Source organism: Deefgea piscis, from assembly GCF_019665785.1.
Lineage (GTDB): Bacteria > Pseudomonadota > Gammaproteobacteria > Burkholderiales > Chitinibacteraceae > Deefgea.
This window is the reverse complement of record NZ_CP081149.1, coordinates 542,615-558,053: the sequence shown is the minus strand read 5'-3', so window position 1 is coordinate 558,053 and position 15,439 is coordinate 542,615. Positions and strand designations below refer to the sequence as shown.

Here is a 15,439-nt window from a genome sequence, read left to right as displayed (position 1 = left end):
AACCATGCGGCTCAAGCCTCTGAGTAAAGGCCCACTTTCATTCATTGCAATTGTGGTGCTACTCATTATTGTCAGCACAATGCTGATGCTGAATCGACAATATGAAGTACTGCAAAAATCATCCCGTCTCGGGGCGGATAATGATGTGTGGGCTTATGCCCAATTAGGCTATGAATATTTTCGCCTCACCGACCAAGTCGAGCACCAATTGGGCGAGCATGATGCAGAGCAAATCAGCGCCCTGCAAATGCGCTACGATATTTTTGTCAGTCGCGTCGATGTCATTGCCAATGCGTCGTACGTCGGAAATGACGACAGCGCGATGATTCGAAATAATTTAAAAACACTACACGCATTTATTAAAAAAACCGATCAATATCTCGGACCCAATGTTCCACTTAAATATAACCGTGAAAAAATAATTGAACTTAGAAACGACCTGAATCAATTGCAAGACATCATTTTAGAGATGATTCAAATTGCAAAAGACAACACTCTGCATAATGCAGAAAATTACTCCAACACATTGAGAGAACAATCAGCCGTTATTTCTGGAATGATTTTATTGCAACTTGGGCTAACCATTGCATTCACATTATTGCTTTATCGCCAATATGGTTTAGAGCACAAACGCAGTAAAGATTTAGAGGATCTCAATATTGCCCTTGCCAGCGCTACATCTCGTGCAGAACAAGCCAGCCAAAGTAAAAGTGTATTTTTGGCCAATATGAGCCATGAAATTCGTACGCCCATGAATGGTATTTTAGGGATGCTGGATGTTTTATCGACCATGGCGCTCAGTGAGCAACAAAAAGACTATGTCGTCACTGCACGCAGTTCAGCACAGCATTTATTAGCGTTACTGAATGATATTTTAGATTTATCGCGCCTTGAATCAGGAAAAATCGAACTTGAAACAAATCCCTACTCAATCAATCAATTAGTTCGCGAATGCATGCGCTTAATGCGAGTGCGCGCCAATGAAAAGAAAATCAATCTCACACTAGCATTAGCCGACAATACGCCAGAATGGCAGCTTGGCGATATTGTTCGGGTACGACAAATTTTGCTCAATTTGCTCGGTAACGCCATTAAATTCACTGAAGAAGGCGAAGTTGCGCTCTGCGTTTCCGCCACTCCAAAAGACATTATATTTATCATCATTGACACAGGGATCGGCATGACCCCTGAAGGATTGTCTCGATTATTTAAGCGCTTTCAACAAGCCGAAAAAAGCACCGCCCGCCGCTATGGCGGCACCGGTCTAGGGCTAGAAATATCGCTGACGTTGACTGAATTAATGCAAGGGCATATTGATGTACAAAGCAAATTAGACGTAGGTAGTCAATTTACGGTGTTATTGCCCCGCCAAGATTGCGCAGCACCTGAAATGAGCACGCCAACCATGAAGACCGAAAAAACCGGCGCCAGTCTGTCCATCCTTGCTGCCGATGACAACCCGATCAATTTAAAAGTTGTTGGCGCGATGCTAGCTAATTTAGGGCATCAAGTCGACTATGCCAGCGATGGCGCTGAAGCCCTGGCCATGGTTCAGCAAAAAAACTATGACATGCTACTCATGGATGGGCATATGCCGATTATGGATGGCCTTGAAGCCACTCGACAAATTCGTGCCTTAGGTGGCGATTATGCCAAGATTCCGATTATCGCCCTCTCGGCTGATGCACTGGCGGAATCTCGCACTGAATTTATTGCCGCTGGAATGAATGACTTTTTGGCCAAGCCTGTTTTACTCAAGACGCTGGAACAAACTATTAACAAAAACCGTCACAGCTGACCCATATATTTTCAAAGGGTATATCGGCAAAGCCTATATAACAAATAAACTCTAAAGATATACCCATAAGTAAATTATTCTTTCTTCGCCGGTTCCCGGTACCATTGCTCAACAGGGACCAGTTTTTCATGTTCGGGATCTGAGCGATAGTTTGGCGACATAATTTGAATGCCATAGGTATTAAACACGTCTTGCACCTTGCCATTTAAATCATGCAAGATTTCCATTCGCCGCTGCGGTTCATCAAGCGCTACGCGTAAATGATATTCCACATAAAAATCTAGCAAGCCGGTTTGAAATACCCTAGGTGGCGGGTCAGCGCGAACGCCAGCAGTTTGCTGCGCGGCCATCAATAACATCGCTTCAACCTGCCGCCAAGCCACGTCATAACCAATGGTGACGACAATCTGTGAAATCACCCCACCGTTGGTGGCCAAGCGCGAATAATTAACGACGTTTTGCCCAAATAGCACCGAATTAGGAATGCTAATTTCTTCACGTAAATTGGTATGAATTTTGGTGGCAAACAAACCAATATGCGCCACGGTGCCTTCGGTATTGCCAATTTGTACGAACTCACCTTGCTTTAGCGATTTGGAGTAAACCAAAATAAATCCGCTGGCAAATTGCCCCACCACGCTAGAAGCCCCGAGCGACACCATCAAACCAACAATCACCGACAAGCCTTTAAATGCTTCGGTGTTTGCGCCCGGTAAGTAGGGATAAATCATCGCCAAGGCCAATAGCCAAATCAGTACCGATAAAATGCGCCGCGTTGTACCGGCAGTATCGCGGTCAAACCAAGCAAAACTCAGCTCGCCACGCTCAATGCGATTAAAAAAGAACGCCATCAACATCGATAAGTAACGGGTACACACCACAATAAACGCCACCACCAACAAACCGGGTACTGCATCGAGCACGGCTAAACCGGCTTTGCTTAAAAAGCCAAAAATCGTGACGTTCAGATTCTCACTCCACGCACGGGTGAGCGGAAACTGTAAAAAGACATAACTTGCCCAGCTATACAGCAAGGATAAAATCAGCAGCCCTAAGAAAATCCGCACCACCCACTGCAGCGACTGATTTAAAGACGCGATTGTCACCCCGACGGTGTTTTTCGCGATTCTGGCAATCGGCAGTGCCAAATAGCTATGCCCCAACTTGAGCATTCGCGGTCGAGCACGGCTTAAAATCCACAAGCCCAAAAACAGCACCACCGAGGCCACTAGGGTATGTAAGCCGGCAAATAACAGTTGCTTCGGGTTATTCAATTCACGACGATCATTAATCAGCAAGCTAAGCTGTTCAGTCGCCCGCTCAACCGCCGAGGGCATCGTTTCGCCAGCCAGCTCATTGATATCACCCGGCTGAATCGTGAACACCATTTGTCCATCGAGCAAAATCGCCATTCCAACCCCGGGTGGAATCACCGGCATTGAGCTGACTTTGCCTAAACCTTTGGTTTTGATAATGCGAGCTAGGCGTAATTTAGCTGCCTCAACGCGATCTCTTTGCGTGTATGACGAAATGCCAACTCGAAACACCGCCAAAGTGCGGTTATCCACTGTTAAAGGCAAAGCCTCATTATCTTCATTTTGGCTGACCTCGGTGTTGGCAAGTATAGAGTTGGCCTCAGCAGCGTAAGCCAAACTCGTCCACGCCATCAGCAAGATGCAGATTAAGCCAACTATTTTTCTCATCATATCCACCTATTGATTGATCACACCACGACAAAAGCCTTCACCGATTGTATCGGTATATCGCCGACTTGCAGGCTAAAAATACGCCGTTTGCATTTACCTGCCTGCACTAGTCTTACAATTATCTTATTGTCGGCGCATTTAATCTACAGAAATGGCTACCGTAGCTCGGCAAAATAAAACCACTAGCAATAATCACAACAGTATTTTGTTACCGACTCAGATAAAATTGCTGGCTAAATCATCAGGAGAATCGCATGCACAGCAATCGTCCCTTTCCACATACTCGCTTGCGCCGCATGCGCCGCGATGACTTTTCACGACGTTTAATGCGTGAAAACAGCTTAAGCGCCAATGACTTTATTTTGCCGGTGTTTGTTTTAGATGGTAAAAATCGCGAAGAAGCGATCGCCTCAATGCCCGGCGTAACGCGGCAAAGCCTCGATAAACTGTATTACACCGCTGAAGCGGCGGTAAAACTGGGCATTCCAGCCTTAGCTTTATTTCCAGTCATTGAGCCACAGCTTAAATCGCTCGATGCCGCTGAAGCATGGAATCGCCGTGGCTTGGTACCGCGTGCACTGGAAGAACTGAAACGTCGCTTTCCTGATTTAGGCTTAATTACCGATATTGCGCTCGATCCGTATACCATTCATGGTCAAGACGGCATTATTGATGAACACGGCTATGTCTTAAATGATGAAACGGTGAATGCGCTGATTCGCCAAGCTTTATGCCATGCAGCCGCTGGCGCCGACATGGTGGCACCGTCCGATATGATGGATGGCCGCATTGGCGCAATTCGTGCCGCTTTAGATCGTGAAGACCATATCCACACACGGATTTTGGCGTATTCAGCCAAATACGCTTCAGCGTTTTACGGCCCCTTCCGTGATGCAGTCGGCTCATCGGGTAATTTAGGGAAGGGCAATAAATATACCTACCAAATGGACCCCGCCAATAGCAACGAAGCCTTGCATGAAGTCGCGCTCGATTTAGCCGAAGGCGCTGATATGGTGATGGTCAAACCCGGCATGCCGTATCTGGACATTGTTCGCCGCGTAAAAGATGAATTTAAAGTGCCGACCTTTGTGTATCAAGTTTCAGGTGAATACGCCATGCTCAAAGCGGCGAGCCAAAATGGCTGGCTCGATGAGCAAAGTGTCGTACTAGAGAGCCTATTGGCGTTTAAACGCGCTGGCGCGGATGCAATTTTGACTTACTACGCGCTCGATGCAGCGCGTTGGCTGGCACAAAAGTAAGGTCAAGGTATTTTTAGCCACAATTTGAGGTATTGTTTCGGCGCGGCATTGCCGTACCCAATGATTTAATGACGCTGTCCTGATTCTATAAATGGGCAGCGTTATGCTTCACGTCCAAATTCTTATCGATCACCTGCGGCAACATCTCGGGCCGAATCAATTTCCCAGCCAACTCGAGGCAAGCTACCCCAAGGTCTTAGCACGCATTATGCAGAGCTGGGAACAAAACCAGCTCGATGCTTGCTTTAATGATTTACTAATCCAAGGTCAGCAAACACAAAACGGGTTTCCCAAAGCGATTGCCACTGAGATCTTTCGCCTGCAAGTTGCGCTCGACGCCTTGCCAGCACAAACCGCCGATCTATGGGGACATATCCCTCCCAGCAAAATGGACCCCGATGCTAAAGCCATCTTGACGCAACACGGCCATAGTGTGAGTCAAAAAGGCCTACATCAAGCCATAGAGCAGCGGCACTATCATTTATTACCGGTGTTTATCCGCGCAGGAATGCCAATCGAGCAAGCCGATGAAGCCGGCTGGACCCCCGTCATGCACGCCTGCTTTGCTGGAAAACTCGACATTGTGCTGCAACTCATTGAGCTCAAAGCCAATCTGCACGTCAAAGATCGCCATGGCTATACGCTTCTACATTGGGCCGCTCTGAATGGCAACGCCGAGCTGGTAACACTATTAATGGGGCATCAGCTCAATGTGCAACAAGCCAGCGACAAAGGCATTACGCCATTAATGCAGGCCGCCGCTGGTGGCCATCTTGCCGTTATGCAGCTGATCATTCATCACAGCGGTACGCTGAGCATCAATCGTCAAAGTCAGGAAGGCTGGACTGCGCTGCATAAAGCGACGGCCAATCAAAAATTTAATGCCGCTTTATGGCTGGTGCAGCATGGCGCCAATCCCCATCTACGCAATCAACACGGCGATTCAGCCTGCGCTTTGGCACTCAAACTGAATCAATTACGCCTGTATGATTTGTTAAATGAATACGCGGATCGGCAAAATATTCAACCTGAATGGCAGCTGGGTTAAACCAAAAGCGGCATAATCAGTGAAAATATGAAAAGATTACCCCTAACTGACTCTGCCCAATGAGATTCTCTATCCATGATTGAAGCCATTCTTGCCTGCCTTGCTGTTGGACTTGTTGCTGGATTTTTAGCCGGTTTATTAGGCGTAGGCGGCGGTTTGGTGATTGTTCCGGCTTTATTGTGGGTCTTTCACTGGATTGGTGTCGCTCCCGAGCATCAGCAGCATTTAGCCATTGGCACTTCATTGGCGACGATCATTTTTACTGGTGCCGCCAGCGTGCGCGCGCATGCGCAAAAAGGCGCGGTGCGTTGGGATATTGTGCGACAGATTAGTCTGGGCATTGTGCTTGGCACTTTTATTGGCGCGCAAATTGCCGGTTGGATTTCTGCCGCGCATTTAAAGTGGCTGTTTATTATTTTTGCCTATGTGGTTGCCGCGCAAATGCTGCTCGACCTTAAACCGAAACCAAGTCGGCAATTGCCCAATGTGCTGGGCATGAATCTGGTTGGTAGCGGCATTGGCGTGTTGTCGAGCTGGGTGGGGATTGGCGGAGGCTCTTTATCAGTCCCCTTTATGACGGCATGCAATGTGCCGGTTAAAACCGCGATTGGCACTTCATCAGCGATTGGGATCCCGATTGCGATAGCTGGCGCGTTGGGTTTTATTGTTAGCGGTTGGTCAGCGCAGCAACTGCCAACAGGCAGCTTGGGCTTTGTGTATTTACCGGCGCTATTGGGGATTGTGTTAGCCAGCTTTCCAATGGCCAAATTCGGCGCAGCAGCGGCGCATCGCTTACCGGTGCCTGTACTCAAAAAATGCTTTGCTGCCCTTTTAATCGTCTTGGCGAGCAAAATGCTGATCAGTCTGCTTTAAGTGCCAAATTGCCGTATTGATCAAATCAAAGGACGCCATGAAACTAAATAAACTAATAGGTATGCTTACCTATGCTTTGATGTCTATGGCCCATGCTGAGATACCTTCTAGATCAATCCAGTTACAGTTACCCAATCAACAGCATATTTTAGTCAGCGAAGGTGAGCTTGAGCCGCGCAGCATCGGCAGCTACGCCATTCGACTTTATGCTGGCGGCAGTAGCGAGTTTCCATTTGATGTGTTTCTCAGTGGACAAATTCAGCCGCGCGATGGCAGCCTTGAACGCGTCATCAACGCGGACATCAATGGCGATGGCATTGATGAAGTGATTATTGTGTTGCGCTCAGCCGGCAGTGGTGGCTATTTAAGTGCCGATGCCTTTAGCTGGCAAAATAATCAACTTCAATTGCTGGCTGCAGTTAAAGACTTAGCGCCCAATACCGAGCTGATTCAAGCTTTTGCTCAATTCAAAATTAAAAACAAATAGTATTTACAGTCAAAAAAAACGGCCGAAGCCGAAATACAGTTCACTTAACGAAAAACCCTGAAAATCTGACGCAGAGACGCAGAGACACAGAGGCGCGGAGGAAATTTAGGGGTTTTCAATTGATTTTCTCTGCGCCTTTGCGTCAAAAGCGACACCAGCAATGAAATCGAGGAAAAAAATGCCGCTCACTTGGCTTAAGTGAACGGCATTACGGCCGAAGCCGTTTTTTTCGTTCGCTATTTATTGCCCCGGGTAGGCAATAGCGAGCTCACTATTGATTAATTGGTTTAATTGCTCATGACCAAATTTCATCAACGGTTTATTGTTGACATAAAAACTTGGCGTCTTCGTAATTTGCAAAGCTTTCGCGTCAGCCCGATCTTGCTCGATCACCGCCATCACTTTCGGCTCATTCATGTCTTTACGCATTTGATCAAAATCGAGGCCTAAATGACCCAAATACTGCCAAACCGTTTCTGGCGCTGGTGCATGATGGCTAGCCCACTGATCTTGCGTGGCGAACAAAGCTTCTAACGCTGGCCAAAACTTGCCTTGTGCTCGCGCGGCTTCCAATACTTGCGCGACATAATCCGAACCTTGATGAAAATTAGCGTAGCGAACGGTAAGCTTAATTTTGCCCGGATGGCTATTGATGATGTTTTTTACAAAAGGGTAAAACTGGCTGCACGCTTCGCAAGCTGGGTCCATAAATTCAACAATATGTACTTTGGCGTCCGCAGGGCCATAGGTAATTGATGAAAAGCGATTTAACGCCGCGCTGTTTTCAACCGCTAAATTTTGCGATTGATCGGCGCTTTTATTGGAATACACCACGGCACCAATAATAAACAAAGCCGCCATCGCGACCACGCTGGTGATCACAATCAGTGAACGTTTCATTTTTTAAACCCTTTAGAAATCATTAATAGCAAGCCGATCATCAACGAAAACGCCACCACCGACATCAGTGGGATCGTGATAAAGCCAATCAGTTCCAAATCGATCTTGGCGCATGACACTTCAGCCGAACACGGCTGCATCCCTTCTGGAATCACGCCGCTGTAAATCAATAAATGATAAAAAGCGAATAACCACCCGATCACCGCCAGCGGCAAAGCATAACGCGTCACCTTCCGGTCTAAGGGAAACAGCGCCACGCTAAAAATCACCAACATCGCGTACATCGGAATCCGCTGATACCAGCACAGAACACACGGCGGAATATGCATCACTTCACTAAAAAACAAACTACCAAACGTTGAGGTCGCGGCAATTAACCAACAAATAAATAAACAATACCACGCGCCGTTATTGGCCGAATCTGACGATACATCGATGCTTTGCGACAAAATAATCCCTTCGCCGATTGGCGTGACTCAGTAAAAGTAAGTAATCGGATGGCATGATACAAAAACCACGCTGGATAAATCTATGATTTATTTACCAATCCTGATTTATTCACCAAAACCTAAAGATAAATCGCCAGCTCACGCACCAAGCGCGCCGTTGCGCCGCGATGCGCGTTAGCAAATTGCACACCTGCAGTACTCATGGTCTGTCGCGTGGCATCATCCAGCAGCAATTGCTGCATTTTATCCATAATCTCGACCAGCGTTTGTCCTTGCCAAGCCGCGCCTTCAGCTAAAGCCGCTGTCGTTGCCGCAGCAAAATTAAAAGTGTGCGGCCCAAGCAGTACCGGACAGCCCAGTGCACACGCTTCGATAAAATTCTGGCTGCCAAAAGGCAGTAGCGAGCCGCCCATAATACAAACATCACTCGCAGCAAACCATGCCGCCATTTCACCCATGCTGTCGCCCAAGATGACGTCGGCGGCAACAGCGTCTTGCCATTGACTGCGCCGTTGTAGCGCCAAGCCCTGACTGCGAATTAAATCGGCCACAGCATCAAAGCGCTGTGGATGACGCGGCACAATGATCAGCAACGGCGCCACCGTTTGAGCATATACCGCCTGCCATTGCGCTAAAAACGCCGCTTCTTCTCCCTCACGACTCGATGCCAATAGCACCAGTGGACGGCTTGTTTGCTGAAGTAAGGCCGCGCGCCAAGCTTGGCCACGCGCGACAATGGCGGCGTCGTTACTATGATCAAATTTAACTGAGCCCATCACCTTGGGCGCGCGCGCCCCCAACGCGGCAAGTCGTTCGGCATCCGCTGGCGCTTGCGCCAATACCAGCGACCATTTGGCCATGGCTGGCGCAATCAATGCCAAAATCCGCTGATACGCCCGAAAAGAGGACTCAGAAAGCCGCGCATTGGCCAGCACCAACGGTACTTGGGCTGCGGCCGATTCATGCAGTAAATTGGGCCAGATTTCAGTTTCCATCACCACGCCACATTGTGGCCGAAAGTGCTGTAAAAACCGCCGAATCGCTGCTGGATAATCGTAAGGTAGATACACGATGGTGGCAAAATCGCCAAATAAAGCCTGCGCGGTTTCTCGTCCGGTTGGCGTCATACACGTCAACAATAAGGGACGATGCGGTGCGGCAATCCGAATCGCCTGAATAATCGGCGCACAAGCGCGCATTTCACCCACCGACACCGCGTGCAACCAAATAGGCCTAAGGGTATTGTCTTGTAGATCATGTTTAACATTATCTACAGAGTAATACCCTAAGCGCTGCGCCCAAAACTGCCGGTAAGCAGGCTGCTTTTTGCTGCGTTTAAGCAGATAAAGCCAAATCAACGGAAAACCCAGCCACAACAAGAGGCGATAAGCCCAGCGCACGATCACGGTAAACGCCCACCGGCCGACGTAGCTTCCCAGACTTGATCCACCGTCGGCGGCGTACCATTGCCACCTAAATTGAGCGCAAACGTCGCCGCTTTTACGCCGGTTAACGCCGGCTCCGAAGCACAAAAGATCGCCACCACCGGCACTGCCACCGCCGCAGCCAAATGCGCCAAACCAGTATCAACCCCCACCACCACTCGGCTACCCGCTAGCATCACCGCTGCATCGGTTAAGCTGAGCTTAGGCGGCACCAACGCCAGCGGCAACGCCGCAGCTAAGCGCTCGGCCCGCTGTTTTTCTCGGGGACTGCCCCAAGGAAAGACCGGACGCAAGCCCGCAGCAATACAGCGCTGCGCCAGCGCAATCCAATGGCTTTCTGGCCATTCTTTGTCTTCGCGGCTGGTAGCAGTCAACAGCACGGCATACGGCGAGCGCCCTAGCCATGGCAAATCTTGCAATGGCACTTTTAAGCCGTAGTCGAGCTCACCTTGCAAGGCATAACCATTGGCAGCAGCGGTTAAGCGTCGGTTGCGTTCAATCGCATGTAGATTTTTAGGTACCGAATAACGACGCTGATATGCCAAGCTCGCCCAAGGCTCGCGGCAAGAATGTCGATCAAAACCCGCTACCGGACCACAAGCTAAACGCGCAATCGCTGCGCTTTTAATTAAGCCTTGCGCATCCAGCACCAAGTCGTAACGACAAGCATGGATTTCTGATTTGAATTGCGCCCATTCGGCCCTTGTTGCTGCCGCCATTGGTGATTTACGCCAACGCCGTAGCGCCACCGGAATGACCCGCCGAATCGCTGGATGTAACCGTGGCAGCTCAGCAAAGCCTTCTTCGACCACCCAATCGATCACAGCATCGGGGTATGCGCGCAGCAAGTCGGTAATCGCTGGCAATTGATGAATTACGTCGCCCATCGACGAAAGGCGAACAATGAGTATTTTTTGCATTGTTATATTCTAACAGGGACGGACAAATCCAGCTTTGTGAACAAAGCAGCACTAGCCCTTCATCTAAAAAGGTCTAATATCAAAAAACGTCAGCGTGTCATAAGGATTAACATGTTTATTGCGTAATTGATCAACACAACGCAGCAGTGAGACACGACGTCGTAATTTGACCCTTTTTGCTTACCGACTTAAGGTTTAATGCCATGTCTCTTTTAATTGCCTTATGTACCGGATTGGCGGTCGGTCTATTACTTCAGGCCAATAAAGTTCGCCAATTACGCCAACGATTATCAGAACAACAATTACGCGATGCATTGACCGGATTATATCAACGCCCCCATTTATTTACGCTATCAGCGCGCGAAGTCAATCGTGCCCAGCGTAGCCAAAGCAAAATGGCCGTTTTAATCGCCGACATGGATCATTGCGCAGAAATCAATGCCAACCACGGCTTACACGCCGGTGATTTAGCGCTAAAACGCTTGGCCGAGTGTGCGCTAAAATCAGTGCGAGACTTTGATTTAGTCGGCCGCTACTCTGGCGAAGAAATCGCTTTAGTGCTGCCCGATACCGATTACAAAGGCGCGATGGTGGTGGCCGAACGATTACGCAGCAAGGTCAAACAAATCCCCATCACCTTACCGAATCAAAGCGAATTTTATATTTCGATCACCATCGGGCTTGCGGCGCTAGATATGGAAACCGAAACCTTCGAAGACATTTTAGTCGCTGCCGATTCGGCACTGCAAACCGCTAAAAAAATGGGCGTAGATCGAATTGAAGCCTTCCCCGCCTCAATCCCTGTAATCCCGAAGGTCTGATTCATACGTCATCAATGAATGCCGTATTAAAACATTTATTCGCATTTTGCCACGCCACCTGCAAGCACAAGTACAAAAACCTTAATCAACAAACTTGCTCAGTCTTGAACGAGCCGTTAAAGTCAGGCGATCTTGTATTGGATCACGCAATGAAAGCCATCGCCCACGACATCGCCCTCGCTGCACAAGCCAGACAAAGCCAACTCACTAAACCGCTCGGTAGCTTGGGCCGCCTAGAAGACATCGCGATCTGGTTTGCTGGCCGCACCGCACAAAGCATTCCTAAACGCCTACAAGCTGCAATTTGCATTTTTGCTGCCGATCATGGTGTGGCCATCGAAGGCGTTTCGGCCTTTCCAGCCGAAGTCACAGCGCAAATGGTCGTCAATTTTATGAATGGTGGCGCCGCCATCAGCGTTTTGGCACGAGAAAATCAAGCCTCGCTCAATGTGATTGATGTTGGCGTCAAAAATGATTACCCCAATCCGATCAATAGCCAAGGCAAGCTGTTTCGCAGCCCAGTGTGTGCTGGCACGGCCAATTTACGCGTCACGGCGGCGATGAGCCAAGCTCAGTGCCAAAAAGCCTGGCAAATCGGCGCTGGCAGTGCCATTCATGCCATTGAAAATGGCAAAAATTTATTAATCGGTGGCGAAATGGGCATTGCCAATACCACCGCCGCCGCCGCCTTGATTTGCGCACTTACTGATCATAAAGCAGATGAAATTGTTGGCCTAGGTACCGGCATTGAGCAATCGGCTCGCCAGCATAAAATTCAAGTCGTTAACGACGCATTGGCACGCGCCAAAGCAGCAGGCGCGCAAAGCCCACTCGATTGGTTGCGTGAAGTTGGTGGTTTAGAAATCGCGGCACTCGCTGGTTATTACACCGCCGCCGCTGAAGCTGGGGTGCCGATTTTACTCGATGGTTTTATCACCACCGCTGCCGCTTTAGTCGCCGTCAAGGCCAAGCCCGAAGTTGCCGATTGGCTATTAGCCAGCCATGTTTCGCAAGAGCAAGGCCACCGCGCAGCGCTGGCAGCGCTGAACTTAACACCGCTACTCGATTTTGGCCTGCGTTTAGGCGAAGGCAGTGGTGCGGCTTTGGCCCTACCCATCTTGCAGTCGGCGCTCACTCTACACCGCGAAATGGCCACCTTTGCTGAGGCCGGTGTTGCCGCTGGAGCAATGTAATGGCTTTTCGACTCACGCTGATTCGTCATGGCGTAGCCGACGGGGCCGAGCAGGCGATCTTTGGCCATAGCAATCCTGCGCTCTCCATCTTAGGGCGTGAGCAATTAGCTGCGCGCTGGACTGAGCTGTCCGCCCATCCGGTCGATGCGATTGCCAGCTCAACCTTGGCCCGCGCAGCGGATTTTGCCCTTGACGCCGCGATGTCACTCGGCATCGCGCTGCATTTAGAGCGTGGGTTTGACGAAATGAATTTGGGCAGCATCGACGGCAAAGCCAAAGCCGATTGGAGCACAGCAGAACACGCCGCTTGGGATGCATGGCAAAACGATCCCGCCGCCCACCCTTTACCCGATGGCGAGACGTGGGATGCGTTTAGCCTACGGGTGCAAACCGCGCTAGATAAGTGGATTGCTAGCGGCGATGCTGAGCACCGGGTTTTAATTGCCCATCAAGGCACGATCAAAGCGATTTTACTTAACGCGCTGGGTTTACCTGCAGCAAGGCATAGCCAATTTTGGCTAGCACCTGCGGGCTGCATTACGCTGTGGTGGGATCAAGACTGGCCGCCTATGATTTTAGGCATCCAAAATCATTTGCCGGACGCGCGCTAATGTGGCGCTTTGACTGGCGAATTCCGGTATTAGCGGTGCAATTTTTAAGCCGAATTCCAACGCCCACCATCCCCAATTTTGACCCCAAATTACTGGCGCAAGCCGTCGCTTGGTTTCCAGCGGTTGGGGCGCTGATTGGCGCGTTTTTATTGGCTGCGGTGTACTTCAGCGCGCTGGTTGATCCTTGGTTGGCGGCCATCTGCGGTTTACTGATCTGGGTGTGGATTACCGGCGGATTGCATCTGGATGGCCTCGCCGATATGGCCGATGGTTTAGGCGCAGCGCATCGTGATCCGGCGCGATTTTTAGCAGTGCTGAAAGATCCGCATCTGGGTAGCTTTGGCGTTCTCTCGCTGATCATGCAGTGCTTGCTAAAACTCATCTTGCTGATGTTACTGATTCGCCAGCAACAATGGGCGGCGCTAATTTTGATTCCGGCTTGGGCGCGCAGCGGCGTATTTTGTTGGCAAACGCTACCGGCGTTAGCGCCTGGCATGGCCGAACAATTTGCTTGGCAAAACCAGCGGCTCTTAGCTCTATTTTGGTGGTTAGCACTACTGATTGGTGCCGCAGTATTTAACCCAGCACTACTGCTTGCACCCTTGGTGCTACTGGCCTACCGCCAATGGCTGAAAGCCAAACTGGGCGGCGTGACGGGGGATTGCTTGGGCGCAGGCATTGAAATTTGCGAAAGCGGATTACTCCTGATTGCCGTACTGAGCGCAGGTATAATCGGCCACTAATCAGCCCCTTAAGAGACCGCATTATGAAATTAGTTCGTGCCATCGAAGTTTGGGAAAAAGGCATGGAAGGCGCTTTTATTGGCCATTTGGCCATCGCCGAAACCGTACCAGTTGCATTTTTATTTGAGCTATTTGCCGCCGAGCAAGATCAGCCCGACCCAGAGATGAAATTATCGTATCTGCTCGATGCGCCAAGAATTGAGAAAATCCAAGCCTTTGTTGCCGAAACAATGGACAGCAACCGCTTTGACTTCATCCTCACCGCTTATGGCTTACCCGACTATCAATAATGGTATATGACGATAAGAAATACTGAGCAAAGCATGTAGCCATATACCCTATTAGATTCATGGAGACTCAGCATGTACCTACAATTGATCGCAAGTGCTTTGGCCTTGAGCTTATTTTTGGGAATGCTGCTCTGTGTTGAGATCGGTCGGCGAATGGGTATCGCGCAATTGCGCAAAGAACCTGGTATGCCCAAGGGATTTGGCGCTTCTGAAAGCGCCATTTTTGCCTTATTGGGTTTGATCTTGGCGTTTTCTTTTTCGGGTGCCGCCACGCGCTTTGAAGCCCATCGCCAGCTGATCGCCACCGAAGCCAATGCCATTGGCACGGCTTATTTACGCCTTGATTTACTGCCTAGTCGCGCCCAAGTTGAACTCAAATCGTTATTTAAACACTATGTCGACGTACGAATTTCCAGCTATAGCCGCAACGAAAACCATATCGCAACGCAGCAAGCCCATGCCCAAACGGCGGCATTGCAACAGCAAATCTGGCAAAGCGCCAATGCCAGCTATGACTTAGCCGATGCACGTCCTAATTTAGATTTAATTTTGCCCGATGCACTCAATGCCATGTTTGACATCACCACCACTCGAGCGGTGGCACTCGATAATCATCCCCCGCTCATTGTTTTTCTACTGCTGCCCCTATTAGCACTCGTTAGTGCGTTACTGGTGGGATTTGATATGTCGAGCAATAAACATCGCCGCTGGCTGCATACTGTGTCGTTTGCTGCCGTGATGTCGCTTACGGTGTACGTGATTATTGATTTGGAATATCCACGCCTTGGCTTAATCCGCATTAACGCTGCTGATCAAGTATTAATTGATTTACGCAGTAGCATGTAATGGCGACAGACTTTTCAAAGTGCGGTAAATTCAAGCCAATAAAAAAAGCC

Annotated in this window: 16 protein-coding genes; 11 read left to right on the top strand and 5 right to left on the bottom strand. The window is 49.5% G+C overall.

Annotated elements, in window-relative coordinates; all coding sequences use genetic code 11:
• Nucleotides 1-4: 4 nt before the first annotated feature.
• The gene (locus tag K4H25_RS02705; protein WP_221021900.1) at nt 5-1,798 is read left to right on the top strand and encodes an ATP-binding protein; all 1,794 of its coding nucleotides are present in this window, start codon (nt 5-7) and stop codon (nt 1,796-1,798) included.
• Nucleotides 1,799-1,872: 74 nt separating this feature from the next.
• Here the strand turns inward: K4H25_RS02705 and K4H25_RS02700 are convergent, their stop codons facing one another.
• Nucleotides 1,873-3,504 (bottom strand): mechanosensitive ion channel family protein, encoded by a 1,632-nt coding sequence (locus K4H25_RS02700; RefSeq protein ID WP_221021899.1) that lies wholly within the window; start codon nt 3,502-3,504, stop codon nt 1,873-1,875.
• 254 nt (nt 3,505-3,758) lie between these two features.
• Between K4H25_RS02700 and hemB the strand changes: the two genes are divergently transcribed.
• The 4 genes from hemB (at nt 3,759) to K4H25_RS02680 (ending at nt 7,171) form a co-directional block, all read left to right on the top strand.
• Nucleotides 3,759-4,763, top strand: coding sequence for a porphobilinogen synthase (gene hemB / locus K4H25_RS02695; protein ID WP_221021898.1), 1,005 nt, complete (start codon nt 3,759-3,761; stop codon nt 4,761-4,763).
• Nucleotides 4,764-4,866: 103 nt separating this feature from the next.
• Nucleotides 4,867-5,811 carry an ankyrin repeat domain-containing protein gene (locus K4H25_RS02690; RefSeq protein ID WP_221021897.1) on the top strand — a complete coding sequence of 315 codons (945 nt, stop codon included), beginning with the start codon at nt 4,867-4,869 and terminating at the stop codon, nt 5,809-5,811.
• 75 nt (nt 5,812-5,886) lie between these two features.
• Nucleotides 5,887-6,684 carry a sulfite exporter TauE/SafE family protein gene (locus K4H25_RS02685; RefSeq protein WP_221021896.1) on the top strand — a complete coding sequence of 266 codons (798 nt, stop codon included), beginning with the start codon at nt 5,887-5,889 and terminating at the stop codon, nt 6,682-6,684.
• Nucleotides 6,685-6,721: 37 nt separating this feature from the next.
• Nucleotides 6,722-7,171, top strand: a complete 450-nt coding sequence (locus K4H25_RS02680; protein ID WP_221021895.1) for a PliI family lysozyme inhibitor of I-type lysozyme — start codon at nt 6,722-6,724, stop codon at nt 7,169-7,171.
• A 240-nt stretch (nt 7,172-7,411) separates the two neighbouring features.
• Here K4H25_RS02680 and K4H25_RS02675 read toward each other — a convergent pair whose 3' ends face one another.
• The 4 genes from K4H25_RS02675 to waaC form a co-directional block, all read right to left on the bottom strand.
• Nucleotides 7,412-8,071 carry a DsbA family protein gene (locus K4H25_RS02675; protein ID WP_221021894.1) on the bottom strand — a complete coding sequence of 220 codons (660 nt, stop codon included), beginning with the start codon at nt 8,069-8,071 and terminating at the stop codon, nt 7,412-7,414.
• The gene (locus tag K4H25_RS02670) at nt 8,068-8,520 is read right to left on the bottom strand and encodes a disulfide bond formation protein B (protein ID WP_221021893.1); all 453 of its coding nucleotides are present in this window, start codon (nt 8,518-8,520) and stop codon (nt 8,068-8,070) included. The genes K4H25_RS02675 and K4H25_RS02670 overlap by 4 nt, the downstream gene beginning before the upstream one ends.
• A gap of 119 nt (nt 8,521-8,639) precedes the next feature.
• Entirely contained in the window at nt 8,640-9,926 is a 1,287-nt protein-coding gene (locus K4H25_RS02665; RefSeq protein ID WP_221021892.1) for a 3-deoxy-D-manno-octulosonic acid transferase, read from the bottom strand.
• Nucleotides 9,923-10,885 carry a lipopolysaccharide heptosyltransferase I gene (gene waaC, locus K4H25_RS02660; protein WP_221021891.1) on the bottom strand — a complete coding sequence of 321 codons (963 nt, stop codon included), beginning with the start codon at nt 10,883-10,885 and terminating at the stop codon, nt 9,923-9,925. The genes K4H25_RS02665 and waaC overlap by 4 nt, the downstream gene beginning before the upstream one ends.
• Nucleotides 10,886-11,088: 203 nt before the next feature.
• On the opposite strand from waaC, the gene K4H25_RS02655 reads away from it, so the two are divergent.
• From K4H25_RS02655 to K4H25_RS02630, 6 genes are all read left to right on the top strand, one after another.
• Complete coding sequence (locus tag K4H25_RS02655) at nt 11,089-11,706, top strand: GGDEF domain-containing protein (RefSeq protein WP_221021890.1); 618 nt, start codon at nt 11,089-11,091, stop codon at nt 11,704-11,706.
• Nucleotides 11,707-11,855: 149 nt separating this feature from the next.
• Nucleotides 11,856-12,899 carry a nicotinate-nucleotide--dimethylbenzimidazole phosphoribosyltransferase gene (gene cobT / locus K4H25_RS02650; RefSeq protein WP_221021889.1) on the top strand — a complete coding sequence of 348 codons (1,044 nt, stop codon included), beginning with the start codon at nt 11,856-11,858 and terminating at the stop codon, nt 12,897-12,899.
• Nucleotides 12,899-13,510, top strand: coding sequence for a histidine phosphatase family protein (locus K4H25_RS02645; RefSeq protein ID WP_221021888.1), 612 nt, complete (start codon nt 12,899-12,901; stop codon nt 13,508-13,510). Before cobT ends, K4H25_RS02645 begins: the two co-directional genes overlap by 1 nt.
• Entirely contained in the window at nt 13,510-14,253 is a 744-nt protein-coding gene (gene cobS, locus K4H25_RS02640) for an adenosylcobinamide-GDP ribazoletransferase (protein ID WP_221021887.1), read from the top strand. The genes K4H25_RS02645 and cobS overlap by 1 nt, the downstream gene beginning before the upstream one ends.
• A 23-nt stretch (nt 14,254-14,276) precedes the next feature.
• Nucleotides 14,277-14,543 carry a hypothetical protein gene (locus K4H25_RS02635; protein ID WP_221021886.1) on the top strand — a complete coding sequence of 89 codons (267 nt, stop codon included), beginning with the start codon at nt 14,277-14,279 and terminating at the stop codon, nt 14,541-14,543.
• A gap of 72 nt (nt 14,544-14,615) precedes the next feature.
• Nucleotides 14,616-15,389, top strand: coding sequence for a bestrophin-like domain (locus K4H25_RS02630; RefSeq protein WP_221021885.1), 774 nt, complete (start codon nt 14,616-14,618; stop codon nt 15,387-15,389).
• The last annotated feature ends 50 nt before the right edge of the window (nt 15,390-15,439 follow it).